Genomic DNA, 25281 nt, shown 5'->3' with positions numbered 1-25281 from the left:
TTTATAGTTTTGAAATTAATTCTTGCATTCGTTTGGTTTCAGGGAATATTTTATCTCCTTCTTTCAAGTTCTGAATGCCTTCATATATAATTCTGTCCGTTGTTTTTAATCCCGACTCGATTACATACAAGTGTTGAATGCGTTGTTTGATTTCAATATTTCTTGCGCGTACTATGTTGTTGTCATCTACAACATAAACGTATACTTTGTCTTGTATTTCAAAGGATGCTTTTTGAGGAATAAGTAAAGCCTTTTTTATAGTATTGGTCAGCTGAATTTTTCCACTTGACCCATGTTTTAATAGTAAATCTGGGTTTGGGAATTTGGCTCTAAAAGCTATATTTCCAGTTGTTTTGTCAAATTCTCCTTCAATCGTTTCAATGCTTCCTTTGTAAGCATGTGCTTTGTTATTGGCTAAGAGTAAAGTAATATCTGCTGCGTTATTCTCTTTTTTTTGCTCTTTAAATTGCAGGTATTCCTTTTCGGATACATTAAAATAAGCATAGACAGAGCTGTTGTTGGATATTGTAGTAAGGAGCGTTCCCTCATTGATTAAACTCCCAATTTTGAAAGGAATTCGATTGATGACACCGTCAAAAGGAGCTCTTATTTTAGTCAACGAAACTTGAATTTCTGCACTAGATTGATTCGCTCGGTATTCATCAATGCGAGCTAAAGAAGCAGTATAAGCTGCTTGTGCTTTCTCTAATTCAGTTTTGGATACAATGTTTTTGTTGGCTAGTATTTTAATGTTTTGCAAATCAAGTTCTGCAGTTTTTGCCTCCGCTAAAGCATTTTTGACCATTGCTTTCGCTTTAAGAACATCTTTTTGTAAAGTTTGGCTACTTATAGTGAAAAGTAATTGGCCTGCTTTTACAGGTTTACCTTCATCAACATATATTTTTTCGATGTAGCCATTAATTTTTGTTCTGATCTCAACATTTTGTAAAGATTGTATTTCTGCTACGTGATCTATTGTAAAAGTAGTGTCTACCAAAATAGGACTAGTGGTAGGGTATTTTTCTAAAGCGATTTTTTCGCTTTTGTTGGAGTTGCAAGAGAAAGTGGTCCCAATAGCAAGAACTAGGACAAAAATCAAAATAATTTTGTTCATTTTTATGAAAATTAAATAATAGAAAGTACAGTGTATTTCTGCTTTATCGACAATCCTTTTGCTTAGGATGCACAATACAACAGCAACTTAGTCTAATAATTATTTAATTTTTTGGAGGAGGAGGGACAATATCTTGGTGACACTGATGTGGCTCTATATGGATATAATCAGATATTTTTCTATAATTGAAAGTCAACGGTAATTGATAAAGAAAAGTAATTGGAAATAAAGAAGTCTCGAAACTATCTTCTATTTCGTTAACAGAGATTTGATCGCTATCCTTTGTTGTTTCAAAAGGAGCGTTTGAGTTCGAATCTTTAGAGGTAGCCGACAAATAGTTCAAAACAGATTGTTGGCTCTTTTTATCGCTTAATGAAAAAGAGAAAGATGCTCCTGTATTGGCAAGTACAGTAGTGTCAACAAAGAGTAGTAGCGTAATAAGCCATATCAATACTGAGCGCATATGAAGAAATCTTTTTTCCATTATGAGCTGCAAATATATACGAATTACTTAATGTGGTTGGCTATTTAAGAATATCTTAGGTAATTTTTAGTAAATCTATAAGACTTGTTTTCATTTCTTTTTTTGAAAGCGTTTCTATTCATGATTGATTACTTTTCAAACCATTAATAAATAGTGCACTTTCCTTCTGCTAGTTCATTGCCGAGGTTTCGAGTAAATGGGTATCTTTTATTCCCTTTTTTTTGCAACACTTTTAACGGTAAATCATTGTGTAATTTAGTTCAAATCTAAAAACACTGTTTCTTTTTAACGCTTTTTGTTGTACAATTGAAAAAGGGCATAGCCACTTACTAAAGCCCAAGTACCCTCTAAAATCACAAACGGGAAGTAGTTGATAAGCAAAGAGGCATAGCAAGCAATAGTCGCGCCTAAGATGTTCAAAAGAAAGTATAGTTTGCCTTCTTTTGGGATTAGTGAAAAGATGTTAAGAAAATAGGCAATCAAGATGATTCCTACACCAATGGCTCCAATGATGTCGTTATAATTCATGAGGCAATAAATTTATCTAGTAATTCGAATAAGTCTTCTGTATTCGATTGTAAGGTTGAAAGCTTAGCAATGATTTCAGCTTTGGTTTGTATGTAGTTTCGATTTTCTATTAGCTCATGTCCATCGTGTTTTAGCATTTCATGTAGTAACTCCTCCGTCATTTCGAGGTGAAATTGTAGTGCTAAAACTTGGTTTTCAATCCAAAAACCTTGATTTTTGCAGGCGGCACTGCTCGCTAAAATTAGGGCATTTTCAGGAATTTCAAAAGTATCTCCATGCCATTGAAAAACTTCACATGGGTTTTTAAAATGATCGAAAAGACCATTAGCTAAAGCTTTATCGCTAAAGTGAAGTGGAAAAAAGCCAATTTCGGGTTCACTATTTTGCATTACTTTGCTACCCAATGCAGAAGCAATCAACTGAGAACCGAGACAAATACCGAGTACTTTTTTTTGGGCTTCAATTGCATTTTTAATACAAGCTTTTTCCTCTTTGAGCCAAGGAAATTGCGTTTCTTCGTCTACATTCATGTAACCACCCAATACAATTAAAAAATCAAATGAGGTTAGTTTAGGAAATTCGGGCTCATTTTCATAAAAGCGAGTATACGTGACGCTGTGGTTATTTTGGGCAGCCCATGAAGCAATGGCACCTAAATTTTCAAAAGCGACATGTTGGAAACAATGAATTCTCATAAGTTATTATTTTAAATCTTCAAATTCTAAGTACAATTGTCGGAGCAAAACAAGCGAAATGGTGTTTTGATCCATTTTCGCTTCAATGGTATTTGAACTTACTCCTAATGGTTTTTTTTCATTCGAAAAACCACTTACAACATAATGACTATTATTTTTCCAAGGGAGACTAGTGGTAACCTGAATTACTTGATCAAAGGCTGGACTTTTAGTGATTTTATGTGCTAAGAACTGCTCTTTTTCATTGCCAAATAGGATAAAATCACCGTTTTCTGTTGGGGTTGCTTTGGGGTCAAATTTAGAAGAGTACAAAACTTTTTGTATTGAAACCACTACATCAGTAGCTATTTTGGTTCCACCTCTTTCAAAATGTCCTCGATAAAGATTGGCTTTAAATGGTCTTGGTTGTGCCATCATTTCAGGCAAAACAAATTTTTCAGGTTCCAGGGTATAGCAGCTATAGTGGGGATGTTGTACTTGGTCCTCAATAAATAATTGCTTGGTTTTGGCATCAAGTTCGAGCGCTACTATAATTTGGTAATCGTGAGGAGAATGAAACATGGGTAAGTGCGAGGCATATATTACAGTCGTACCCATTAAAAGCATACCATGAGTAGCCGGTTTGTCTTGTTGTGTGGCATGGTGTTGCGCATGGGTGAACCCAAAAAACAATAGTATAAGGAATGTAAAACTTTTCATATGTTGTTTTTTTTAGGGCAAATATAAGAAGTTCGTAAAGTGTAGCCCTTTTTTGCTTCCTTTTTTATCAACTTTAGTAAGCTTTGACTTTTCAAGAAAAACGCTTTCAAATAAATTGTTTTTAATATTTAAACTTCGATATCAAATCATTAAATTTGCGCCTTAATTTAAGAGAGATACTATCATGTTTGATAATTTAAGCGATAAGTTAGATAAAGCGTTTCATATTTTAAAAGGACACGGAAAAATTACCGAAGTCAATGTAGCGGATACCTTAAAAGAAGTTCGTCGTGCTTTGTTAGATGCCGATGTTAATTTCAAAATTGCTAAAGATTTTACGGCTAAAGTAAAAGAAAAAGCGATTGGTCAAGATGTATTAACGACCTTGCAACCAGGGCAGCTTTTGGTGAAATTGGTCAAAGACGAATTAACCGAATTAATGGGAGGCGATGTTGCTGGAATCAATTTGTCTGGTAATCCATCCGTAATTTTGATGTCAGGTTTACAAGGTTCTGGTAAAACGACTTTTTCAGGTAAATTGGCCAATTATCTTCAAACCAAAAAAAATAAAAAGGTCCTTTTAGTGGCTTGTGATATTTATCGTCCAGCAGCGATACAACAATTATATGTTGTTGGAGATTCTATAGCCGTTGAGGTCTATTCTGAACCAGAAAACAAAAATCCTGTAGAGATTGCACAAAATGCGATTAAGCACGCCAAATCCAACGGATTCAATGTGGTAATCGTCGATACCGCAGGTCGTTTGGCAGTGGATGAAGAAATGATGAACGAAATCGAACGCGTTCACAAAGCCATTCAACCACAAGAAACCCTGTTTGTAGTAGATTCTATGACAGGTCAAGACGCAGTAAATACAGCCAAAGCTTTCAACGACCGTTTGAATTTTGATGGTGTAATCTTGACGAAATTAGATGGTGATACTCGCGGTGGAGCAGCCTTGTCTATCAAGACTGTTGTAAACAAACCAATTAAGTTTGTAGGAACAGGAGAGAAAATGGATGCAATTGATGTATTCTATCCTATTCGTATGGCAGAACGTATCCTTGGAATGGGAGACGTTGTTTCTTTGGTAGAGCGTGCACAAGAGCAGTTCAACGAAGAAGAAGCAAGAAAATTACAAAAGAAAATTGCTAAAAATGAATTTGGTTTTGATGATTTCTTGACTCAAATTCAGCAAGTAAAGAAAATGGGTAATATGAAGGATTTGGTAGGAATGATACCAGGTGCTTCCAAAGCCATGAAAGATATCGAAATTGAAGACGATGCATTCAAACATATTGAAGCCATTATCTATTCAATGACACCTGGAGAAAGAAGCAAACCAGCATTAATTGATGCTAAACGTAAGATTAGAATCGCAAAAGGTTCTGGTACAAAAGTGGAGCAAGTCAATCAATTGATGAAGCAATTCGACCAAATGAGCAAAATGATGAAAATGATGCAAGGTCCAGGCGGCAAAAATTTAATGAAAATGATGGGAGGCATGAAAGGAATGCCAGGTATGCCCGGAATGAGATAAGATGGGTTTAAGGTTTAAAAGTTTAATTACGTTTTAAGTTTTTAACCTCATTTTTTATAGCAATACATTTTTTTTTAAAGTTTAGAAGTAAGGTCTTTCTAAGTCTTTAAACTTTTAAACTTTTAAACTTATAAACAAAACAAAAATGCAACTACTAGACGGAAAAAAAACATCTGAGGATATCAAGAAAGAGATAGCCATTGAAGTACAACAAATGAAAGACAATGGGGAGAAAGTGCCTCATTTGGCAGCAGTAATTGTAGGTACAGATGGCGCAAGTTTAACTTACGTTGGTAGTAAAGTGCGTTCTTGTCAGCAAATTGGTTTTGAATCTACTTTGGTGAGTTTGCCAGAAAGTATTACTGAAGCTGAGTTATTGTTAAAAATAAAAGAATTGAATGAAGATGATGATTTAGACGGTTACATCGTACAATTGCCATTGCCAAAACATATTGATGAACAAAAAATATTAATGGCAATTGACCCTGACAAAGATGTAGACGGTTTCCATCCAGCTAATTTCGGCAAAATGGCACTGGATATGGATACTTTTATTCCAGCGACACCATTTGGAATCATGCAATTGTTAGAGCGTTACAAAGTGGATACAGTAGGAAAACATACGGTTGTAATTGGAAGAAGTCATATCGTAGGCCGTCCAATGAGTATCTTGATGAGTCGTAAAGGGAATCCAGGGGATTCGACCGTTACCTTAACCCATAGTAGAACAAAAAACATTGAAGAATTTACTAAAAATGCTGATATAATCATCACCGCATTAGGTGTTCCAAATTATTTGAAAGCCGATATGGTAAAAGACGGCGTTGTTGTTATCGACGTAGGAATCACTAGAGTCGAAGACGCTTCTCACCCAAAAGGATATGTAATCACCGGCGATGTTGATTTTGATGGGGTAAGTAAAAAATCATCATTCATCACTCCAGTACCTGGTGGTGTTGGGCCAATGACCATAGCGATGCTGTTGCAAAACACCTTATTAGCTAGAAAAATGAGAATGAAATAATAGTTCTTTTTTTAAAATTTATAGAGCCACTTTTTTTAAGTGGCTTTTTTTTAAAAATCAATTAAAATAAATTATGATGTTTGAATTATTTTATTAACTTTGTAATTCAAAGTACTTTTATTATGACTGAAAAGCATCAAGAAGATTTAGTGCATATCCGTTCCATGATGGAGCGTTCTTCCCGTTTTATTTCTTTAAGCGGTTTGTCTGGCGTTTTTGCTGGTTTGTCTGCTCTACTAGGCGGTGTATATGTTTATCAATTGTTTAAAGCCAATGGTATTGAGTATTTTGCAGACAATCATCAGTTGTATTCTACTAGTTTAATTACCGAATTAATCCTTACAGCATTTGTTATCTTGTTCTTTGCACTTGCTTTTGGTATTTTTTTTACAGTTAGAAAAAGTAAAAAATTAAACTTGCCAATCTGGACTTCAGCTACAAAAAATATGCTTTTCAATTTAGCAATTCCTCTAATTGCCGGTGCTGTCTTTTGTTTTGCACTTGTTTATCATCAGATGTTTATTTTGGTAGCACCTAGCACCTTGATTTTTTATGGTTTAGCCTTGCTAAATGCAGAGAAATATACTTACTCAGATATTAAATACCTAGGATTTTCAGAGGTAGTTTTAGGAAGTATTGCTTTGTTTTTTGTGGGATACGGTTTGGTATTTTGGATTCTCGGTTTCGGTATATTGCACATTTTCTATGGTTTATTATTATTCAAAAAATATAAGTAACCATCGATGGGAATTATAGATAAACTAAATAAAGATTTCGAGAGTCGCGTCAGATTAGGCATTATGTCTATTTTGATGGTTAACGATTGGGTAGATTTTACCGAAATGAAATCGCTATTGGATATAACCGATGGAAATTTAGCTAGCCATTCCAGTGCTTTAGAAAAGGGGGAATATATCGAAGTTAAAAAAGAATTTGTAGGTAAGAAACCTAAAACTTCGTATCGAGTAACGAATAAAGGGCGTGTTGCCTTTGAACAACATCTCAAAAGTCTTGAAAAATTATTGAAAACTAAATAACTATTTTTTTTGTCTAATTGCTTTGAAATACAAAGTACTTTTAAATTTAAAATCATGAAAAAACACCATTTCATTTTTGCCTCAAGCTTCGTTTTTACCTTGCTTTTTTACAATCAGTCTGTTGGTTTAAACCTTGCTATTTTTGGTTTGTTTCTGACGGTAATGATTGTTTATTTTTTTAAAAATCAGTTCGTCAATAAATCCCATTGGTGGCTAGTTTTTACTTGTGTCTTATCTTGTTTGTCGTTTGCTTGGTATGGCGATTTTGCTTCTTTTTTAGCGCTTTTTCTCTCTATTATTATGCTGCAATTTAGGACACAATTGGTTGAGTTAAAATTGATACAATTGTTTCCATTGATTGTTGTTAATGGATTTGCTTCTTTAGGTCGCCCTTTTTTGTTTGGACAATGGCTGCCTAAACGAGAATTAAAAAATGATTTTGCTAAAAAACTGATTGCTTATGTAGTGATTCCACTAGTGTTTTTGTTGCTGTTTTTTGTTGTATATTCTTTTGGTAGTGACCATTTTTCGGCACTTTTTACAGACTACACTTTAGATTTGGATATTTTTGAACTGCTTTTAATCGTTTTGATTGGGTTTTATATTTCCTTTAGTTTTTGGAATTATTGGGTTCCCGACATATCCTATGAACTTAATGAAAAGTTAGCTAATGACTTCGTAATAGCCGAGGAGGTAAATCAACCCACTTTTTCTTTTTTGGATTTAGATTTTGAAAGGAAGAGTGGTGAAATCACTTTGTGGTTGCTTAATACCATACTTTTGGTTTTTATAGTTACCTACAACTACGAACAATTTTTTGAAGTAACAGCAAGTAGCTCATTGAGTAAAGCGACGCACGAAAGAGTGAATGCGGTTATTTTTTCAACGATTATGGCGGTTGGTGTTTTATTGTTTTACTTTAAAGGTGGTTTTAATTTTGATAAAAGAGCGGTTCATCTTAAACGCTTAGCCAAAATTTGGATTCTTTTAAATAGTGTGTTAATCATAAGTACGTTTATCAAGAATTCAGAATATGTTTCTTTTTTTGGTCTGACATACAAAAGGTTGGGGGTTTATGCCTTCTTGATTTTGGCTTTTATAGGTTTGGGGTATACTTTTATAAAGATTATTCGTCAAAAGACCAATGCTTATATTTTTAATCAAATGGTCTGGTATTTTTATGGAACCATTCTTTTGTGTGCTAGTATCAATTGGGGAAATATAATTACAATCTACAATATTTCGGTAGGGAAAGGAGTGGAGCCTACTTTTCTATGTAGCTTGAATTTTAATGATGAATCGAGGGATAACTATTTTTTAGCGAACAAAATCAATACTCCTGAGCAATATTCCTACAGACAAGGTTTTATCCATCAACAAAAAAAGGAATCTTTTTTATCTAAGGTTTTGTATTATGAGTTCATAAAAGACTAAGAAAAAAATAATAAAACCCAAGACTCTCATCTTGGGTTTTCTATTTAATAATCTCCTCTCTTCTTAAATCGAGGATCGTCTTTTTTGATGAACTCGGCTCTTCGTTTGGGAGTTTCAGCTTTAGGTAAGCTGGCTTCTTCTGTTTTGCTAGAAGGTTCTATTAGCATGTTGAGCTCTTTGATTTCGGCATCGGTTAACTCTCTGTAGCGTCCTACTGGAATATCCAATGAGATGTTAATGATTCGAATACGCTTCAAAGCAGTTACTTCATAGCCTAAATATTCGCACATTCTACGTATTTGACGATTTAAGCCTTGTGTTAAAATAATTTTGAAGGTGTATTTACTGATTTGCTCTACTTTGCATTTGCGAGTCACTGTTTCCAAAATCGGAATACCGTTACCCATTCTTTGAATAAAACGGTCGGTTATAGGTTTGTTTACGGTAACTGTATATTCTTTCTCGTGGTTGTTTCTAGCACGCAAAATTTTGTTTACAATATCTCCGTCATTGGTCATAAAAATTAAGCCTTCACTGGCTTTGTCCAATCGGCCAATAGGAAAAATACGCTTTGGGTAATTAATGTAATCTACGATATTGTTACGAACTTCTAGATTCGTTGTGCACTCAATGCCTACGGGTTTGTTGAAAGCCAAGTACACTAATTTTTCGTGTTTTTCAGTAATCAATTTTCCGTCTATGCGTACTTCGTCTTGGGGTGATACTTTAGTCCCCATTTCAGGAACCACACCATTAATGGTCACTCGGCCTTCTTCGATTAATTTATCAGCTTCACGACGAGAACAATAGCCTGTTTCGCCAATGAATTTATTGAGTCGTTTTAGATTTACTTCCATAATGCAAAAATACAAAATTGAATAGCAGTTTAGGATACTAATACAATTGTTTGTTTTTATAATTAAAATTGTCTTTTGGGAGGATTCTTAGCTTTCTTTTCCGAATAAAAAATCACTTACTTTATGGTACAGTTGGGGATCATGCATACTGTGACCTAAACCTTTAGTTTCATAGAAAATGGCATCTTTCCAAGTGGCCGCAATTTTTTTAGCTTCGGAAATTTTGACCACTGTATCTTCAGTGTCATGTGCAATAAAACCTTTAGTTTCAATTTTTTTAGCAAACAAATGACTTGAAAATTGATGAATATCTAAGCGAAAATGATCTAAATAATGATTCTCGATATTTTTGGCAATGGTAGTATTGAGTCGCAATAATTTGATGAAATTGGAAAGTATAATGGTAAAATCACTTGGAGTACCTAAAATCACCATTTTTTGTATCGCTTTGTTTTGATACTTCGATTGGTAATACAAACACGTTTGACCTCCAATGGAATGACCAATAAGGTAATCAGGATTGAATTTTTGAACCGCAAGGTGTATAAATTCCGCATATTGTGGAATACTAAATTCTTTGCCGCTAGATAAGCCATGGGCAGGTGCATCAATAGCCACAATGGTACTGCCAGATTTTTTTAAGAAAGGTAATAATTTTTCCCAACGAGAAGCATTGCTCTCCCAACCATGTACTAACAAAATTAGAGTATCATTTCCTTTCCAAGTATAGGTTTGAAAGAAAGAGTTTTCAAAATTTATTTGTTCTGATTGAGCCTTTTGAAGAATCTTCGGGAGTTTTTTATTGTTTAGTTTCCCAGCTCTTGGTTCGCTAAATAAACCATAAGCAATTTTGGTCGCTTTTTTTGGGAACGCAAAACTTAGTAGATTTAGTCCTAAACCTAAGAATTTGATATAAAGATAAAGTGCGGTTTTTTTCATATCAAAAAAGCCTCCTAAAAAGGAGGCTTGTTAGATTTAGATTGTGGAGAACAATTGTTCCATTTTTTCTCTTTCTTCCTCAGCAAGAACACTGTCGACTAAGATTCTTCCTGAGTGCTCATCGATGATGATTTTCTTTCTTGCTGCAATCTCTACCTGTGTTTGTGGTGGAATCGTAAAGAAGGAACCAGCTGATGCGCCTCTTTCTATAGATACAACCGCTAAACCATTACGAACGCTAGTTCTAATTCTAGTATAAGCTGCTAATAAACGGGGTTCAATTGATGCTTGAAATTCTTGTGATTTTTGAGTCAAAAAGGCTTCTTCTTTTTGAGTTTCGGCCATGATAGCTTCCAATTCTGACTTTTTGTGCTTTAAGTGAGATGATTTTGCTTCTAACTTTTCTTTAGAATTAGCAATTACTTCTTTTTTGTGTTCGATAGAAGCTTTCATTTCTTTGATTTGCTTTTCAGCCAATTGAATTTCTAATTCTTGAAACTCTACTTCTTTGGTCAAAGAGTTGAATTCTCTGTTATTACGAACTGTTTCTTGTTGTTTGGTATATTTTTTAATCGCTTCTTTGTGCTCGTCGATGGCATTTTTCTTTACTTTGATCATGTCTTCGATAACCTCAAGATCTGCTTTTAATTTTTCGGTACGAGTGCTTAAACCTTCAACTTCGTCTTCTAAATCTTCTACCTCTAAAGGAAGCTCTCCTCTTACGTTTCTAATTTCGTCAATTCTTGAGTCAATAAGTTGTAAATCGTAGATTGCTCTTAACTTTTCTTCAACACTTAATTCTTTCGTAGTGGCCATATTCTATAAGTACTTAACTGGATTTGTATTTTCTTCTGATAAAATGATTCCGCTTGGTAGCGAGACGGGTGCAAAATTAAGGATTTTTTTTCGAAGATACTCAACAATATAATTTTTTGTATAACGTTCGCTTTCAAAATGTCCGATATCTGCTAAAAGTATTCGATTTTCTGCTTCATAAAACTGATGATATTTCAAATCAGCCGTCAAATAGGCATCAGCTCCTGCTTGTATGGCTTGTGAAATGGCAAAACTTCCAGCGCCACCCAAAACGGCTACTTTTTTGATGGTGCGACCCAAAAATGCCGAATGTCGTATGCCTTCTGCTTGCATTTTTTCTTTCACCAAATGCAAAAAGGAAGCTTCTTCCATCGGTTCTTCTAGTTCGCCCACCATTCCTAGTCCAATCTTTTGGTAATTGTTTTGCAAATCATAAATTTCGTAGGCTACCTCTTCGTAGATATGTGTAGTAAATAATGCTTTCAACACTTTTGATTGCAAATGTTTTTCAAAAACAACTTCTATTTTGGTTTCGGTTCCTGTTGATAAAACGCCTTTTTGTCCTACTACGGGATTGCTATTTTCGTTGCCCTGATAGGTGAAAGTACCTTCAGAATTAAAACTGCAATTATCATAATTACCAATACTTCCTGCGCCCGCTTGAAACAAAGCGTTTCGAACAGCATCAGCATTTTCTCGTATCGTGTAGGTAACTAATTTGCGAATATAGTTTTGTTTGGGAACTAATATTTTGGTGTTGGTTAAGCCCAAGGCATCGCAGAAGATTTGATTTACACCTTCAGGATGATTGTCTAAAGCGGTGTGAACGGCATAAATGGCAATGTCATTTTTAATCGCTTTTAGAATTGCTTTTTCAACATAATTTTTGCCAGTAATTTTTTTAATGCCCGAAAAAAGAATGGGGTGAAAGCAAACAACCAAATTGCAATTTTTATTGATTGCCTCGGTGATTACATTCTCTAAAGCGTCGTGACAAACCAAAACACCAGTTGTTTCAGCATCTTGGTCACCAATTAATAAACCTACATTGTCAAAATCTTCGGCATAGCCTAGTGGTGCCATTTCTTCAAGTAGCGCAAGGATTTGTTTTATTTTCATTCAAAAGATTTTTGAGTATTGGATTGATTTAGTTCTCGGTTGTGAGAACTTGAAAAGCCTAACAAATATACACTTTTTAGCTTTTTTTAATGAATAATTTAGTAGTCGTCAATTTTCTCTTTTTTTGGTCGATTGAATATTTTAAAGATTCATTAACAGTAAATTAGGATAGTTTTTGAAAGACAGAACGATTATTGGGTATTTTTGTAGTCTAATTTTTATGTAATTATGAAGCAACTGGCCATTGTTTTTGGACTTTTATTTTTCTCTTTTGGAAAGGCACAAACCACTAATCTGTTGAAAGGAAAAGTGATGTGCGATACATTGGCAGTTAGCGGAATCGAAGTAATCAATTTGAGCACAGAGCAAAGCACCAAAACCGATAGTCGAGGTTTTTTTGTGATTTCCGCAAAAAGTAAAGACCTTGTAGCGTTTTATTCGAAAGAGTATGTTTTTAAAAAGGTGGTGGTTGTTCCAGAGTACTTTCAGATGAAACAATGGAAGGTTAACCTCATTAAGTCAGCTATCGAATTGGATGAAGTAGTTGTTACAAATACTAAGTTAAATGTCCCATTGTTTACTTATGAGCAAGCGGCTGCCGCTAGAATTGATAAACAAGCTGCTAATCCAAAAAATCCTTTTGTCTATGATGGTACTATTACCAACGGGATGGATTTTATGGAAATTGGAAGAAAAATAATCAGTCTTTTCAAAAATCCTGATAAACCAAAACGGAAAAAACAACCTGAGGAAGATTTTATAGCTTATGCTAAAGTTAGTTTAAGCGAGACTTTTTATCTGCAAAAGCTTGGTCTTCAAAAAAATGAAATAGATAATTTCTTGGCTTTTTGTAAAGAAGACCCTCAATCAAAAAAAGTTTTTATAAACAAAGATGAATTGACTTTGTTGGATTTTTTATTTAAAAAGCAGAAAGACTATTTAGAAAGAAGAACAAGTTCAAATTAGCAGTAGTGTTGCTATAAATTAATTGTTGTTTGGAGATGTTTTAATATTTTGTCCTAATTTCGTATTATGAAATTACTCCGAAAATTACTTTTTCCTTTTGCTGTTGTATATGGCCTTATCACAACTATCCGAAATTTTCTATTTGATATTGGATTTTTAAAATCGTATGCATTTCCATTGCCAATTATTGCGGTAGGAAACTTAAGTGTTGGCGGAACGGGCAAAACGCCTCAAATTGAATATTTGATTCGGTTGCTTTCAAGTAACTATCGCGTGGCGACTTTGAGCAGAGGTTACAAAAGACAATCCGAAGGTTTTCTACTAGCCGATGCATCAGTCAATGCGGCAATTTTTGGAGACGAACCGTTTCAGTTTTTTCAAAAGTTTCCCGCTATTCAAGTAGCGGTAGATGCTGATAGGAAAAATGGTATCGAACAATTGTTGTCACAAAAGATTTCTCCAGAAGTTATTTTGTTAGATGATGCTTATCAACACCGCAAAGTAAAAGCAGGTTTTTATATTCTATTAACGGCTTACGGAGATATTTATGCCAATGACTATATATTGCCAACAGGAAACTTAAGAGAAAGTAGCAATGGAGCCCAAAGAGCAGCGATTGTGGTGGTAACCAAATGCCCTAAAAACCTTTCTTCTTCGGAACAAATAAGGATAAAAAACCAACTCAAGGTAGCCGATAATCAGCAATTATATTTTACCTTTATAGACTATGAAGATTCGGTTTATTCGAAAGATTTAAAAGTAAAATTGGCCGATTTAGGAAAGGAATCCAAATTGCTTTTGGCAGGAATTGCAAAACCAGCATCTTTTTTTGAGCATCTTAAAGAAGCAAATGATGAATGTTTGACATTTCCAGATCATCATCATTTTAGCGAAAGCGAGATTATAGCTATTCAAAAGCAAGCCAAGGGTAGAAAAATTATCACTACCGAAAAAGATTATGTTCGATTGAAAGATTCCATTCTTTCTGAACAATTGTATTATTTACCAATTCGAAGTTCTTTTATCAGTAATGAAAAAGAATTCGACCAAACCATTTTAGATTATGTGGGAACAAGTTCAAGAAACCGTTAGTTTTATTCAAAATAAAATCAATTTTGCACCTGAATATGGGGTGATTTTAGGTTCAGGATTAGGAAGTTTTACCGAGGAAATCGAAATAGAATACACTTTACCTTATGCCGATATTCCAAATTTCCCAGTATCCACAGTGCAAGGACATAAAGGTGCTTTGGTATTTGGAAGGATTGGAGACAAAAAGGTGGTAGCCATGCAAGGGCGTTTCCATTTTTACGAAGGCTATTCTATGAAAGAAGTGACGTTTCCTGTAAGAGTTATGAAGTATTTGGGGGTGAGTAAGTTAATAGTATCAAACGCTTGTGGCGGAGTTAATTCGGATTTTCAAGTAGGATCGATTATGATACTAAAAGATCATATTAATTTCATGCCTGAACACCCTTTAAGAGGGAAAAATGACGAACGTTTTGGCCCTCGTTTTGTCAATATGAGTGAGCCGTATTCAAGAAAAATGATCAGCCATGCTACTTCACTGGCTGCGGATTTAGGAATTAAAGTTCATGTCGGTGTTTATTTGGCCTTACAAGGACCAACATTTGAGACCTTGGCCGAGTATAAAATGGTTAAAGCAGTGGGAGCTGACTGTGTGGGGATGTCTACCGTTCCCGAGGTTATAGTGGCTCGTCATATGGATCTTGAAACTTTTGGGATTTCAGTAATTACTGACATGGGGGATGCGGATAGTATTGATACCATTTCTCATGACGAAGTCCTAGAAGCAGCCAAAGGGGCAGAGCCTAAAGTGAGGCATTTAATCCGAAATCTAATCGAAACGTATTAATTAGGAAGGTATTTTGAAATAATAGTATAAAACTCTTCTGGTACAAATGGTTTTGTAATGACATCATTCATCCCATAGGAAAGTAGCATTTCTCTATTCTCATCCAATGAAATGGCCGTTAGTGCAATAATAGGCGTTGAGGTGTCAAAAGTTCTAATCTCTTGTGTAGCAACCGTTCCATTTATTCCGGGTAAATGAACATCCATCAATACCAAATCATAATCATGGTTATGCATTAATTGAACAGCACTTTCACCATTGTCTATGATAATACAAACAATTCCTTTGTTTTCAAGCATTTTTTTGGTAATCATTTGGTTGATTTTGTTGTCTTCAACCAATAATATTTTTTTGCTTTTGAATTGATTTTCATCATAATTAGTTTCTTTTTCAGTAGTTTCTACCAAACTTTCAGCTACTTTGAACGGAAGACTAAACGAAAAAGTTGAGCCTTTTCCTTCCTCGCTTTCCAATTTTATTTTTCCTCCCAATACTTTAACTAACTTCTTTACAATTGTTAATCCAAGTCCTGTTCCACCATATTTTCTGTTGATTTCCACAGAGCCTTGAGAGAAATTTTCGAAAACTAATTCCAGTTTATCTTTGGGAATACCTATGCCGGTATCGATGATTTGAAAATTGATTTTTACGGTATCCTCCTCCTTCTTTAATAATTTAACTTTAATCGTTACCGATCCATCTTGGGTGAACTTAAGGGCATTGTTGATTAAGTTTAAAAATACTTGAGATAGTTTTGTAGGGTCACCAATGAGATAATCCGGAATGTTTTGGTCAAATAAAAGATGGAATTCATTGTTATTGGTCAATGCAAACTTATTTAGTGAACTTTGGATGTTTTCGAGTAACTCTTTTAAGTGAAACGAAATGCTTTCCAATTCAATTTTATTGGATTCAATCTTATTTATTTCAAGAATTTCATTGATAAATGTTGCAAGGTAATTTCCTGAGAATTGTAAGGAAGCTAAATAATTGAGTTGGGATTTTTTAGGTTTTTCTTCTAAAAGAAGATGTGTTATTCCATTTATTGCATTGAGTGGTGTCCTCAATTCATGACTTACTGTTGATAGAAATTCGGCTCTAGCTTTCGATGCTTTTTCGGCATTGTTTTTTGCAATAATTAATTCTTGATTTTTTTCCTTCAAAAGTTTATTGCTTTCGTTTCTTATGATGTTGTTTTTGTATAAGGAAAAACTTAATAACGATAGTATGGTGATTAGGGCAACAGCTAATATGTTGATCAATTTTGAGTATTTATGAGCATCCTCTTCTTTCTGTTGCTGTTTGTTTTTATCGATGAAATCTTTGTATTGTTCGTCTCGCTTGAATTTTTTGAAGTTCTCTATATTTTGTTTCGAGTTGGAGATTTCCGCTAAATGCATTTTTAGCAAATGATATTCTTCTAAATAAGAATAGGCTTGGTCAAAATTTCGCAATCCTTTGTGACATTTACTAAGATGCAACAAAATACTTTCTTTGCTTTTTAGATTTTTAGTAATTCTATTGATATTCAAAGCTTTTTCTAACATGTCTAAGGCATCTTTGTATTTCGTGTACCTCAATGCAATCATGCCTTTGTATAAATATGCTTCTTCTATGATGTTTTTTTCATTTTCAAAATTAGTTTGAGCTAAGAGTCTAGTGAAATTTTCTGAGGCTACCGTTAATTGATTGTTGCTGTAATATAATTTGGCTTTCTTTAAAAGTAAAACATTTGCCTTGTTTTGGATAGAAGTAGCAATAGGTAATTGGTCAGCTTGAGCAAAGTAAGAAGCTGCGTTGGTCCATTCTTTTTTTTCTATAGCACAAAATGCGAGAAAGTAAAGTGTTTTTAATTTGCAAAAAGTAACGGGTCTTTTGGTATTTAATAGACGACTTTGTTCGAAATAGTTTTGAGCTTCGTTGATTCTGTTTAGGTCGAAATATAATTTGCCAAGAGCAAAATTTTGTTGAATTTGGCTTTCATAATTTTTAGTCTTTTGACTGAATTGTAGTGCTTTGGTAGCAAAAAGTGTTGCCTTTTCGTAATTGTGAATTTTGATATTGTATTGTGAAAGATTTTGATAAATAGATACGCTATCAATAATTTGTGTTCTAGAGGCAATTAGCAAATTACTACTAGTTAACAGTACAATCAATAGGTATTTTAACATTGCTTTCATAGTATGTTGTACTATTTTGTGTGAAGTATAAGATCAATTATTCTAGAGGAATAGCCTATTTCGTTATCATACCAGCCTACGACTTTCACCATTTTATCTATGACTGAGGTCAATTTACCATCAAAAAGACAGGAATTAGTATTGCCAATAATATCTACCGAGACAATAGGATCTTCTGTGTAATCCAATATGCCTTTGAGTTTGTTTTGGGCTGCATTTTTGAAGGCTTTGTTGATTTCTTCGATGGTAACCGCTCTTTTTACGTTAAAAGTTATATCGGTTAATGAGCCATCTGGGACTGGAACACGAATACCACAACCTCCAATTTTACCTTCTAATTTTGGAAAAATTTTTGTGAGGGCTTTGGCAGCTCCTGTAGTAGTGGGAACAATGGATTGACTGGCTCCTCTTGCTCTTCTCAGGTCTTTATGCGGTTGGTCATGTAGACTTTGATCGGTTGTATAAGAATGAATAGTGGTAATGTATGCTTGTTCAATACCACACAATTCATCAATGATTTGAATCATCGGTGCGGCATTATTGGTAGTACAGCTCGCATTAGAAATGATGGTTTCGGTACCGTTCAAAATGTCTTCGTTAACTCCTAAAACAACTGTTTTGATGTTCTCAACTTCGGCTGGTGCTGTCAAAATCACTTTTTTTGCTCCAGCAGTGAGGTGTGCAGCAATTTCTTCGTAGGTTTTGTATTTACCTGTTGCTTCTATAACATAATCAATAGCATGCTTTTTCCAATCTAAGTTGGCAAGTTGTTTTTCATTATAAAACCAATAATGTTTATCTGCAACTATTAAGCTATCGGTGTCATAACTTACTTTTTCAGCCAAGATACCATGTATGCTGTCATATTTTATTAAATGTGCCATTGTTTCAACATTGGCGATGTCATTAATCGCAATCACTTCGATTGTAGGATGGTTGATTAAAAGTCGGAATAAATTCCGACCAATGCGTCCAAAACCATTAATAGCAATTCTTGTTTTCAATAGGAGTAATTGTTACTGGTACTTATCCTGTTATAGGAAGTGTTTTATAAAATATGTTTTTGTGCTTTGTATGAAGAACGAACTAATGGTCCACTTTCAACATGTCTAAAGCCCAAGGAAAGCGCGTACTCTTCGTATTTGGCAAATTGCTCAGGAGTAATAAATTCCTTTACCGGAAGGTGTTTTTTGCTAGGTTGTAAGTATTGACCAATTGTGACTACATCCACATTTGCATTGCGCAAATCTCTAAGTGTTTGAAAAACTTCTTCTTCTTGTTCACCCAATCCAAGCATAATTCCAGATTTAGTTCTGTTGATGCCTTTTTCTTTTAGATAGCGTAAGACTTCTAAGCTTCGGTCGTATTTGGCTTGTATACGTACTTCGCGAGTTAATCTTCGAACGGTTTCTACATTGTGCGAAACCACTTCTGGATTGGCTTCTACAATACGGTCGATGTTTCTTTCTATACCTTGAAAATCAGGAATTAGAGTTTCTAAAGTAGTGTTTGGATTCATTCTTCGAATGGCTTTTACGGTTTCATTCCAAATAATGGATCCACCATCTTTTACATCATCTCTATCAACACTTGTTATTACAGCGTGTTTGATGTTCATGATTTTAATAGAACGAGCCACTTTTTCAGGTTCGTCCCAATCGATGGTTTCTGGTCTGCCTGTTTTTACCCCACAAAAGCCACAAGAACGCGTACAGATATTTCCCAAAATCATAAAGGTAGCAGTTCCTTCTCCCCAGCATTCTCCCATATTAGGGCAGCTTCCAGAAGTACAAATGGTGTTTAAGCTGTATTTATCTACCAATCCGCGTAGTTCGGTATATTTTTGTCCAATGGGCAATTTTACTTTTAACCATTTTGGTTTGCCTATCGGTAAAGTGTTGTCTGTTAAGGTTTCCATTTTTTCAAATTTTCAGCGCCACAAATATAGGGCAAAGTTGCATGGAAAAAAAGTATCTGATCTATCAGTTTTTTAGTGCTTATGTAAAAAAAATAAGGCAGGATCAAATGCCCTGCCTTATTGCAATTATTCTGTTTTTATGACAATGGGTAATGTATAGGCTGTACGCATGGGGTTACCATTTAGGATTCCGGGTACCCATTTTGTTTTTAATGATTTTAATACTCGAATAGCTTCTTGTCCTAATCCGTATCCTGGGTCTTTTAAAAGGCGAATATCGGTCATGCTGCCATCTTTTTCTATAACAAAGGCAATCATCACTTTTATCGTGGCTAATCCTTCGATGTCTGGTTTTGCAAAATTATTCCCAACGTAGGTATAGAATTTTTTCATTCCACCAGGAAATTCTGGTAATTTATCTAGTACAGCGGCATTCACTATGGAATTATTGGGTAATGCTACTTCGGATGTTGTGCCTAGTGTTGCAGTAGTCACCGTTCCAGTTGAAGCCTCACCACCAACAGCGGTTGTTGTGTTGGATTGAGAAAACTCATTGTTTTTTGGGACTTCGGGAGTAGCCACCTGTGCATTTACAACTTGTGGATTGGACATTTGCTGGGTGGTTACCACATTTTCAACAGGGTTTTTTACTGTTGGAAGGGCTGTTTTTTTAACAGGGTCTTCAGGTGTTATCGGAATGATCTCATTTAAATCTACAGGACGGATTATAATTTTTGGTATTTCAGGCGTTACAATGGTATTTGGGCTTAGCTTGTTAATAACCATGGCAATACAGGCAATAGTGGTAATTGATACTACTCCAAGAAAAAATGCAGACACTGTGTTTTTAGTGTTCTCTTGGCGTAATTGGTAGGCTCCATAATTTTTGTTTTTGTGTTCAAAAACAAGATCAATCCAGCGGCTTTCGTAAATACTTAATTTTGACATGGTATATAGTTTTAGAGGTTAAGTAACTATAGCATCATAAGCAGTATCTTTGTATTTAACAACGTTAACAAGTGTTTTGTTATTGTGTTAAAATACAAAAATAATTATAAGTATTTAACTATACAGGTGTTTTATTGGTGGTTTTTGTAGGTTTTTATTAAAAAAATAACAATATAAAAAATAGAAAATTTAGACGCAACTAGCGTTTTTGATGGATGATTTCTGCTAGTAACTTTTTAGCTCTCAGGAGCTTAATTTTTACATTACTGATGGGTTCGTCGATTTTAGTAGCGATTTCTTGGTAGCTTAATTCTTGAAAATAACGCAATTGAATGACTTCTTGGTAATGTGGTTTTAATTCCTTGATGAATTGTAATAAACGAGATAAATTTTGCTCTGTAATCAGTTCGTCTTCTGCTGATGGGGTTGTGTCTGCAATATTTTGGGCTTGTCGGTCTTGTTCTTCGGTTATTTCTACAAAAAGATTGGATTTTTTCTTGCGTAGTAAATCAATGTGGACATTTTTTGCTATAGCTATTAACCAAGTGTTGAATTGAAACTCACTATTGTAGGTGCTTATTTTATCGAAGGCTTTGGAAAAAGTTTCGATAGTAATGTCTTCTGCATCGGTTTCGTTTTCGGTTCTTTTGAGCATAAAACCATACACTTCACTCCAATAATGATCTAACAAGAAGGTAAAAGCAATTTGATCTCCTTTTTTAGCTTTTTCAATTTTTTTATTTATTTCCAATGTACAGGTTTTGAAAAAATATTGGTAATAAAGATATTAATTTGTGTGAATATAAGCCAAAATTCAAGAATAGGATACCAAAAAATAACATCTTTTTCATTTAATTTTTTGGCTCCAAATCCAAAACTAATCCAAGAGAATAGGTATCTAAAGCCAATCAGGCTTACCACAATAATCCATTCATATTGAAAAATGAGTAAAAAGATGGCTGCACAAAAAAACAATAATTGAGAGATATAAAAAACACCAAGTTGGATTTGATCCCCCAATTTGTAATGTTCAGCGGTAGCTATATGTCGTCTTTTTTGATTGAACCATTCTTTGAATGTTTTTTTAGGTTCAGAGTAGGTAAAGCTTGAGGGGTGGTAAGCAATGGTGGTGTTCTCGCTATTGGCTGCTTGATTAATAAATAAATCATCATCACCTGATCGCACTTGGATGTGGTCTATAAATCCATTGACACCAAAGAAAACTTCTTTTTTATAGGCCAGGTTTCGGCCAACTCCCATATAGGGGCGGCCTGCTTTTGCCCACGCAAAATATTGAATCGCAGTTAATACCGTTTCATAACGGATGATTTTGTTCAAAAAAGAATTAGCTGTTTTGAGGTATCCTCCATATCCTAAAACTATTTTTTTTTCGGTATCAAAGTGAGCGACCATTTGGGTAATCCAATCTTTGGTATGCGGAAAACAATCTGCATCAGTAAACAACAGATGTTCGTATTTTGCAGCTTTAATACCTAAGGTCAAAGCATATTTTTTATTGCCCCAAAAGGCTTCGTTGTTCTTTACTTTTACTAATCGAATGTTGGGAAATTGTTGTTCAAAGGCTTCAAAAACCTCTAATGTTTCATCGCTAGAAGCGTCATCTATCAGTACTAATTCGAAGGTTGGATAGTCTTGTTGTGCAAGAATCGGAATGTATTCTTTAACGTTTTCTTCTTCGTTTTTGGCACAAACAATTACCGAAACAGGAATGTTTTTGGGTACAATTACTTCTTGTTTTGTGAAGGAAAATTTGCTAAAAATGCCAATATAGTATACAAATTGTATGACAATTAAGGCGATAAAAATGTATAGTAGGTATAAAAACATTGTAATAATTAGTTTCTGATAGCGATGGCTGCAAAGTTACTTATCAATTGTAAACTTTCCACACAATCGGTTGTTTACTTTCTTAATTTTTTCATTTCTTCTGCAACAGCAATGGAAGAAGGAGTTTGTGTTTTTTGTAACTCCTCAATTATGTTTTTGTAATTGTGGTCGTCACGATTTTGAGACATTTTTTGTATTGCTTCAATTTGTGTGATTTCAATTTCAAAGCCAATTACACCCTTGACTTGTTGCATCGTAGCTTTGGATAACTCACTTACTTTTACCGGACAGGCTGAGGTTTGTTCATATTTGTCTACCAATTTTGTTAGAGAATCGATTACCGCTTCTCCGTGAATGATTTTTACTTTTCCGTATACGTGAACGGCGGTGTAATTCCAAGTGGGAACGTTTTCGTGGTCGTACCAAGAAGACGAAATGTAAGCGTGTGGACCTGTAAAAACAGCCAATACGTCCGCATTATCTACAAAAGCAGCGCCTTGAGGGTTCTCTTTGGAAAGGTGACCGTGTAAGATTTCTTTTCCTTCGCTATTGCAATCCAATTCCATCGGGATGTGCGTGGCCCATAATTTTCCGTTGGTTTGATTGATGAGTATGCCAAAAGCATTTTCTTTAAGAAAGGTGCGAATGGTGTCAGGATTTTCTAGTTGGTAAATAGTGGGTGTGTACATTTTTTTAGATTTTTGAATGTTTACAAAAAAGCTATTTGTGGCTCGCTAGCCCCGATCGTAGTGGAAATCCTTTGTTGCCGGGGTTCGGCAACAAAGATTGTAACGAAGAGCGGGAACCTTGTTTCCTGAAAAGCCTATTGTTTTGCTTCTAAATGATATTCACTTCGGCCTCGATGTGGATGCCAAAGGTGTTAAAAATAGTTTCTTGGATATTTTTGGAGACCGCCACGATTTCTTGCCCTGTCGCGTTGCCGTAATTGACAAGCACCAGCGCCTGATTTTTGTGAATTCCAGCGTCGCCAAAGCGTTTGCCTTTGAAACCCGCTTGCTCGATTAGCCAACCCGCAGGCACTTTGACCTCGGTAGGAGAGACCTCAAAAAAGCGCATTTCTGGGAATTTTTTATGAATGCTTTCGAAATCGGCTTTTGGAAGGATTGGGTTTTTGAAGAAACTACCACTGTTGCCTAGCTCTTTTGGGTCGGGTAATTTGCTTTTTCGGATGGCAATTACGGCGTTGCTCACGTCTTTTAGCGTGGGTTGTGTAATGCCGTTTTTGGCTAATTCTCCAGTAATATCGCCGTAAGAGGTGTTGATGTGGTGATTTCTTTTGGTTAATTTGAAAATCACGCTCGTGATGATGAATTGGCCTTTTACTTCATTTTTGAAAATGCTTTCGCGGTATCCAAAATGGCAATCGGCATTAGTGAAACTTTTGTTTTGTTGAGAGGCTATGTGCATAGCGTTGCACGAAACAAAAGTATCCTTGATTTCGGCACCATAAGCGCCAATGTTTTGAACGGGAGTAGTGCCCACATTACCCGGAATAAGCGACATATTTTCTAATCCACCAAAATCTTGCTCGATGGTCCAAAGCACGAACTCGTGCCAGTTTTCGCCAGCTTGAGCTTCGACCCAAACAAAATCGTCATTGGCATCAATTATCTTTTTCCCTTTCAAATCGATGTGGATGACCAAGGCGTCAACGTCTTGGGTTAACAGCATATTGCTGCCTCCTCCTAAAATGAATTTTTTTTCGTTGGGATACTGTGCTAATACTTGTTGAAGTTCTTCGGTAGAATGAACAGCAACGAATTGTTTGGCTTTGGCTTCAATGCCAAAAGTGTTGTATTTTTTTAATGAAAAATTTTCAAGGATTTCCATAAGGATAATTATTTTGTCTGTTGCAAACAGGTTATTCTGTTTCTAAAGCTCTGTTGAGGAATTCGTTTAGCGGTCGCAAAGCAATCATTTTTTGAACCATTAATGGAATGAAATCTTTGTGTGTCAAAAGTTCAAGACTAAAGTTTTCTGTGGCGGTGTAGCTTTTTAACTTTAAAAACTCTAGGGCTGGATTGTCTTTTTCGTAGCCTCTTGGTGGATTTTTTAGCGTTGAATTTTCGTCACGATTCAGTGCTTTGTAATTGGAGACGAAATCTTTGTTGCTAGTTATGGCTATTAAATCGTCATAAAAAAAGTTGATTTCTTTTCTGATTTTCTGAATTTGTTCGGGTTGAGGGCAATACATTCCGCCGCCAACAAAAGGATTTTCGGCATCGATTTGTAAATAATATCCAGCCGATTCTACATTTTTTGCTCCAGTAGAAAGCCAAATGCCCAAATGGGTTTTGTACGGCGATTTATCTTTTGAAAAACGAATGTCACGATTGATTCTGAATACACAGTTTTTTACTTCCAAAAGCTCTAAAGTTGGGTCCAAAGCTTTCATACTATCCAAGATGTCAGCAGTTATTTGGTAGTATTCTTTTTTTACAGCTTCGTATCGTTTTTTGTTGTCTAAAAACCACTCTCTGTTGTTGTTGGTTTTTAAATCTTTCAAGAATTGTATTGTGCTTTCAGAAACCATAAGTTATAGTATTTGTTTTTTCAAATCTTCTTCGCTTACAAATCCGCTACTTTTCCATTTTAGATTTTTGTTTTCGTACAAAAGCAGGGTAGGAAGTTCTTCTACTTTTAATTCTTTCATAATGGTTTTGTTGTCATCGGCATTCAAACGAACAATAACAACTTTGTCGCTATTTTCTTTTTGCATTTTTGAGATGTACGGTTCCATTTTTTTGCAAGGAGCGCACCAAGGGGCGAAGAAATTGACTAGTACTTTTTTGTCTGAGTTCAAAAGTGTTTCAAATTGTTGACGGTTTATTCCAACAAGTTTGTCACTTGGTTTTGAAAGTCCAGCGACTTCCCATTTTAGAATACCACCTTGTAAATCATAAATGGTGGTAAATCCCATTTCTTCTAATTTTGCGGCAGCTTTTTGACTACGACTACCTGCTTTGCAGTACACAAAAACCGGTTTTGTTTTGTCTAATGTTGCAACATTTGTGGCAAAATCAGCATTGAGCCAGTTTATATTTTGGGCATTTTCTATATGGTCATCCGCAAATTCTTGAGGCGTTCTTACGTCAAGGATTTGTGCATTTGGGATGTTTTGTATTTTCTCTGCAAAAACTGAAGCTTCTAGTAGTTGTATGTTTTTTGAAGTTTGACTTTGGCAAGAAGTAAAACTAAAAAACATTGCCAATGCGATGATAAAAATGTTCTTCATAAG

General features: G+C 35.0%; 27 protein-coding genes. 8 read left to right on the top strand and 19 right to left on the bottom strand.

The window, feature by feature from the left end:
- Position 1: 1 nt before the first annotated feature.
- From ACSVH5_RS08955 to ACSVH5_RS08935, 5 genes are all read right to left on the bottom strand, one after another.
- A complete protein-coding gene (locus tag ACSVH5_RS08955; protein WP_438061096.1) occupies positions 2 to 1114 on the bottom strand; it encodes an efflux RND transporter periplasmic adaptor subunit in 1113 nt (370 codons plus the stop codon).
- 103 nt (positions 1115 to 1217) lie between these two features.
- On the bottom strand, positions 1218 to 1577 hold the full coding sequence (locus ACSVH5_RS08950) for a hypothetical protein (RefSeq protein ID WP_438061095.1): 360 nt from the start codon (positions 1575 to 1577) through the stop codon (positions 1218 to 1220).
- 306 nt (positions 1578 to 1883) lie between these two features.
- Entirely contained in the window at positions 1884 to 2126 is a 243-nt protein-coding gene (locus ACSVH5_RS08945; protein ID WP_438061094.1) for a CBU_0592 family membrane protein, read from the bottom strand.
- Positions 2123 to 2821: a type 1 glutamine amidotransferase gene (locus ACSVH5_RS08940; RefSeq protein ID WP_438061093.1), complete on the bottom strand. Its 699-nt coding sequence runs from the start codon at positions 2819 to 2821 to the stop codon at positions 2123 to 2125. Before ACSVH5_RS08940 ends, ACSVH5_RS08945 begins: the two co-directional genes overlap by 4 nt.
- 6 nt (positions 2822 to 2827) lie before the next feature.
- Positions 2828 to 3520 carry a hypothetical protein gene (locus ACSVH5_RS08935; protein WP_438061092.1) on the bottom strand — a complete coding sequence of 231 codons (693 nt, stop codon included), beginning with the start codon at positions 3518 to 3520 and terminating at the stop codon, positions 2828 to 2830.
- Positions 3521 to 3704: 184 nt separating this feature from the next.
- Between ACSVH5_RS08935 and ffh the strand changes: the two genes are divergently transcribed.
- The 5 genes from ffh (at position 3705) to ACSVH5_RS08910 (ending at position 8555) form a co-directional block, all read left to right on the top strand.
- A complete protein-coding gene (ffh, locus tag ACSVH5_RS08930; protein ID WP_438061091.1) occupies positions 3705 to 5060 on the top strand; it encodes a signal recognition particle protein in 1356 nt (451 codons plus the stop codon).
- Between the two features lie 145 nt (positions 5061 to 5205).
- Entirely contained in the window at positions 5206 to 6084 is an 879-nt protein-coding gene (locus tag ACSVH5_RS08925; protein WP_159686821.1) for a bifunctional 5,10-methylenetetrahydrofolate dehydrogenase/5,10-methenyltetrahydrofolate cyclohydrolase, read from the top strand.
- A 122-nt stretch (positions 6085 to 6206) separates the two neighbouring features.
- On the top strand, positions 6207 to 6821 hold the full coding sequence (locus ACSVH5_RS08920; protein WP_438061090.1) for a hypothetical protein: 615 nt from the start codon (positions 6207 to 6209) through the stop codon (positions 6819 to 6821).
- 6 nt (positions 6822 to 6827) lie between these two features.
- Positions 6828 to 7121, top strand: a complete 294-nt coding sequence (locus ACSVH5_RS08915; protein ID WP_438061089.1) for a winged helix-turn-helix domain-containing protein — start codon at positions 6828 to 6830, stop codon at positions 7119 to 7121.
- A 54-nt stretch (positions 7122 to 7175) separates the two neighbouring features.
- Positions 7176 to 8555 carry a DUF4153 domain-containing protein gene (locus ACSVH5_RS08910; RefSeq protein ID WP_438061088.1) on the top strand — a complete coding sequence of 460 codons (1380 nt, stop codon included), beginning with the start codon at positions 7176 to 7178 and terminating at the stop codon, positions 8553 to 8555.
- Positions 8556 to 8599: 44 nt separating this feature from the next.
- Here ACSVH5_RS08910 and rluF read toward each other — a convergent pair whose 3' ends face one another.
- From rluF to ACSVH5_RS08890, 4 genes are all read right to left on the bottom strand, one after another.
- Positions 8600 to 9412 carry a 23S rRNA pseudouridine(2604) synthase RluF gene (rluF, locus tag ACSVH5_RS08905; protein WP_438061087.1) on the bottom strand — a complete coding sequence of 271 codons (813 nt, stop codon included), beginning with the start codon at positions 9410 to 9412 and terminating at the stop codon, positions 8600 to 8602.
- Between the two features lie 87 nt (positions 9413 to 9499).
- Positions 9500 to 10351, bottom strand: coding sequence for an alpha/beta fold hydrolase (locus ACSVH5_RS08900; protein ID WP_438061086.1), 852 nt, complete (start codon positions 10349 to 10351; stop codon positions 9500 to 9502).
- 36 nt (positions 10352 to 10387) lie between these two features.
- A complete protein-coding gene (locus ACSVH5_RS08895; RefSeq protein WP_438061085.1) occupies positions 10388 to 11167 on the bottom strand; it encodes a zinc ribbon domain-containing protein in 780 nt (259 codons plus the stop codon).
- Positions 11168 to 11170: 3 nt separating this feature from the next.
- On the bottom strand, positions 11171 to 12286 hold the full coding sequence (locus tag ACSVH5_RS08890; protein WP_438061084.1) for a Nif3-like dinuclear metal center hexameric protein: 1116 nt from the start codon (positions 12284 to 12286) through the stop codon (positions 11171 to 11173).
- Between the two features lie 228 nt (positions 12287 to 12514).
- Between ACSVH5_RS08890 and ACSVH5_RS08885 the strand changes: the two genes are divergently transcribed.
- From ACSVH5_RS08885 to ACSVH5_RS08875, 3 genes are all read left to right on the top strand, one after another.
- Complete coding sequence (locus ACSVH5_RS08885) at positions 12515 to 13252, top strand: hypothetical protein (protein WP_438061083.1); 738 nt, start codon at positions 12515 to 12517, stop codon at positions 13250 to 13252.
- A 66-nt stretch (positions 13253 to 13318) separates the two neighbouring features.
- On the top strand, positions 13319 to 14344 hold the full coding sequence (gene lpxK, locus ACSVH5_RS08880; protein WP_438061082.1) for a tetraacyldisaccharide 4'-kinase: 1026 nt from the start codon (positions 13319 to 13321) through the stop codon (positions 14342 to 14344).
- Positions 14316 to 15128 (top strand): purine-nucleoside phosphorylase, encoded by an 813-nt coding sequence (locus ACSVH5_RS08875; protein ID WP_438061081.1) that lies wholly within the window; start codon positions 14316 to 14318, stop codon positions 15126 to 15128. Before lpxK ends, ACSVH5_RS08875 begins: the two co-directional genes overlap by 29 nt.
- Here ACSVH5_RS08875 and ACSVH5_RS08870 read toward each other — a convergent pair.
- From ACSVH5_RS08870 to ACSVH5_RS08825, 10 genes are all read right to left on the bottom strand, one after another.
- Positions 15125 to 17308 carry an ATP-binding protein gene (locus ACSVH5_RS08870; protein WP_438061080.1) on the bottom strand — a complete coding sequence of 728 codons (2184 nt, stop codon included), beginning with the start codon at positions 17306 to 17308 and terminating at the stop codon, positions 15125 to 15127. The genes ACSVH5_RS08875 and ACSVH5_RS08870 overlap by 4 nt on opposite strands.
- Before the next feature lie 11 nt (positions 17309 to 17319).
- Positions 17320 to 18312 carry a type I glyceraldehyde-3-phosphate dehydrogenase gene (gene gap / locus ACSVH5_RS08865; protein ID WP_438061079.1) on the bottom strand — a complete coding sequence of 331 codons (993 nt, stop codon included), beginning with the start codon at positions 18310 to 18312 and terminating at the stop codon, positions 17320 to 17322.
- Between the two features lie 44 nt (positions 18313 to 18356).
- Positions 18357 to 19226, bottom strand: coding sequence for a lipoyl synthase (gene lipA, locus ACSVH5_RS08860; protein WP_438061078.1), 870 nt, complete (start codon positions 19224 to 19226; stop codon positions 18357 to 18359).
- A gap of 126 nt (positions 19227 to 19352) precedes the next feature.
- Entirely contained in the window at positions 19353 to 20174 is an 822-nt protein-coding gene (locus ACSVH5_RS08855; protein ID WP_438061077.1) for an energy transducer TonB, read from the bottom strand.
- Positions 20175 to 20373: 199 nt separating this feature from the next.
- Entirely contained in the window at positions 20374 to 20925 is a 552-nt protein-coding gene (locus ACSVH5_RS08850) for an RNA polymerase sigma factor (protein ID WP_438061076.1), read from the bottom strand.
- Positions 20916 to 22022, bottom strand: coding sequence for a glycosyltransferase (locus tag ACSVH5_RS08845; protein ID WP_438061075.1), 1107 nt, complete (start codon positions 22020 to 22022; stop codon positions 20916 to 20918). Before ACSVH5_RS08845 ends, ACSVH5_RS08850 begins: the two co-directional genes overlap by 10 nt.
- A gap of 74 nt (positions 22023 to 22096) precedes the next feature.
- The gene (locus ACSVH5_RS08840) at positions 22097 to 22711 is read right to left on the bottom strand and encodes an FMN-binding negative transcriptional regulator (RefSeq protein WP_438061074.1); all 615 of its coding nucleotides are present in this window, start codon (positions 22709 to 22711) and stop codon (positions 22097 to 22099) included.
- A gap of 148 nt (positions 22712 to 22859) precedes the next feature.
- Positions 22860 to 23873 carry a UDP-N-acetylmuramate dehydrogenase gene (gene murB, locus ACSVH5_RS08835; protein WP_438061073.1) on the bottom strand — a complete coding sequence of 338 codons (1014 nt, stop codon included), beginning with the start codon at positions 23871 to 23873 and terminating at the stop codon, positions 22860 to 22862.
- 31 nt (positions 23874 to 23904) lie between these two features.
- Positions 23905 to 24576: a DUF2461 domain-containing protein gene (locus ACSVH5_RS08830; RefSeq protein ID WP_438061072.1), complete on the bottom strand. Its 672-nt coding sequence runs from the start codon at positions 24574 to 24576 to the stop codon at positions 23905 to 23907.
- Between the two features lie 3 nt (positions 24577 to 24579).
- Positions 24580 to 25278 carry a thioredoxin domain-containing protein gene (locus tag ACSVH5_RS08825; RefSeq protein WP_438061071.1) on the bottom strand — a complete coding sequence of 233 codons (699 nt, stop codon included), beginning with the start codon at positions 25276 to 25278 and terminating at the stop codon, positions 24580 to 24582.
- Between the last annotated feature and the right edge of the window lie 3 nt (positions 25279 to 25281).

The sequence above is a fragment of the Flavobacterium sp. RSSA_27 genome (genome assembly GCF_051547125.1).
Taxonomy (GTDB): domain Bacteria; phylum Bacteroidota; class Bacteroidia; order Flavobacteriales; family Flavobacteriaceae; genus Flavobacterium.
The sequence above is the reverse complement of the archived record's forward strand: the minus strand, read 5'-3'. Positions and strand labels throughout refer to the sequence as shown.

Bases quoted from the DNA above. Each gene is read 5' to 3' on its own strand.
- ACSVH5_RS08875 (WP_438061081.1), top strand. From the start codon at position 14,316: ATGTGGGAACAAGTTCAAGAAACCGTTAGTTTTATTCAAAATAAAATC.
- ACSVH5_RS08915 (WP_438061089.1), top strand. From the start codon at position 6,828: ATGGGAATTATAGATAAACTAAATAAAGATTTCGAGAGTCGCGTCAGA.
- ACSVH5_RS08830 (WP_438061072.1), bottom strand. From the start codon at position 24,576: ATGGTTTCTGAAAGCACAATACAATTCTTGAAAGATTTAAAAACCAAC.
- ACSVH5_RS08910 (WP_438061088.1), top strand. From the start codon at position 7,176: ATGAAAAAACACCATTTCATTTTTGCCTCAAGCTTCGTTTTTACCTTG.
- ACSVH5_RS08890 (WP_438061084.1), bottom strand. From the start codon at position 12,286: ATGAAAATAAAACAAATCCTTGCGCTACTTGAAGAAATGGCACCACTA.
- ACSVH5_RS08940 (WP_438061093.1), bottom strand. From the start codon at position 2,821: ATGAGAATTCATTGTTTCCAACATGTCGCTTTTGAAAATTTAGGTGCC.
- ACSVH5_RS08840 (WP_438061074.1), bottom strand. From the start codon at position 22,711: ATGTACACACCCACTATTTACCAACTAGAAAATCCTGACACCATTCGC.
- lpxK (WP_438061082.1), top strand. From the start codon at position 13,319: ATGAAATTACTCCGAAAATTACTTTTTCCTTTTGCTGTTGTATATGGC.
- ACSVH5_RS08855 (WP_438061077.1), bottom strand. From the start codon at position 20,174: ATGTCAAAATTAAGTATTTACGAAAGCCGCTGGATTGATCTTGTTTTT.
- ACSVH5_RS08920 (WP_438061090.1), top strand. From the start codon at position 6,207: ATGACTGAAAAGCATCAAGAAGATTTAGTGCATATCCGTTCCATGATG.
- rluF (WP_438061087.1), bottom strand. From the start codon at position 9,412: ATGGAAGTAAATCTAAAACGACTCAATAAATTCATTGGCGAAACAGGC.
- ACSVH5_RS08870 (WP_438061080.1), bottom strand. From the start codon at position 17,308: ATGAAAGCAATGTTAAAATACCTATTGATTGTACTGTTAACTAGTAGT.
- ACSVH5_RS08945 (WP_438061094.1), bottom strand. From the start codon at position 2,126: ATGAATTATAACGACATCATTGGAGCCATTGGTGTAGGAATCATCTTG.
- ACSVH5_RS08925 (WP_159686821.1), top strand. From the start codon at position 5,206: ATGCAACTACTAGACGGAAAAAAAACATCTGAGGATATCAAGAAAGAG.
- murB (WP_438061073.1), bottom strand. From the start codon at position 23,873: ATGGAAATCCTTGAAAATTTTTCATTAAAAAAATACAACACTTTTGGC.
- ACSVH5_RS08935 (WP_438061092.1), bottom strand. From the start codon at position 3,520: ATGAAAAGTTTTACATTCCTTATACTATTGTTTTTTGGGTTCACCCAT.
- ACSVH5_RS08900 (WP_438061086.1), bottom strand. From the start codon at position 10,351: ATGAAAAAAACCGCACTTTATCTTTATATCAAATTCTTAGGTTTAGGA.
- ffh (WP_438061091.1), top strand. From the start codon at position 3,705: ATGTTTGATAATTTAAGCGATAAGTTAGATAAAGCGTTTCATATTTTA.
- lipA (WP_438061078.1), bottom strand. From the start codon at position 19,226: ATGGAAACCTTAACAGACAACACTTTACCGATAGGCAAACCAAAATGG.
- ACSVH5_RS08895 (WP_438061085.1), bottom strand. From the start codon at position 11,167: ATGGCCACTACGAAAGAATTAAGTGTTGAAGAAAAGTTAAGAGCAATC.
- ACSVH5_RS08950 (WP_438061095.1), bottom strand. From the start codon at position 1,577: ATGCGCTCAGTATTGATATGGCTTATTACGCTACTACTCTTTGTTGAC.
- ACSVH5_RS08885 (WP_438061083.1), top strand. From the start codon at position 12,515: ATGAAGCAACTGGCCATTGTTTTTGGACTTTTATTTTTCTCTTTTGGA.
- ACSVH5_RS08825 (WP_438061071.1), bottom strand. From the start codon at position 25,278: ATGAAGAACATTTTTATCATCGCATTGGCAATGTTTTTTAGTTTTACT.
- ACSVH5_RS08955 (WP_438061096.1), bottom strand. From the start codon at position 1,114: ATGAACAAAATTATTTTGATTTTTGTCCTAGTTCTTGCTATTGGGACC.
- ACSVH5_RS08845 (WP_438061075.1), bottom strand. From the start codon at position 22,022: ATGTTTTTATACCTACTATACATTTTTATCGCCTTAATTGTCATACAA.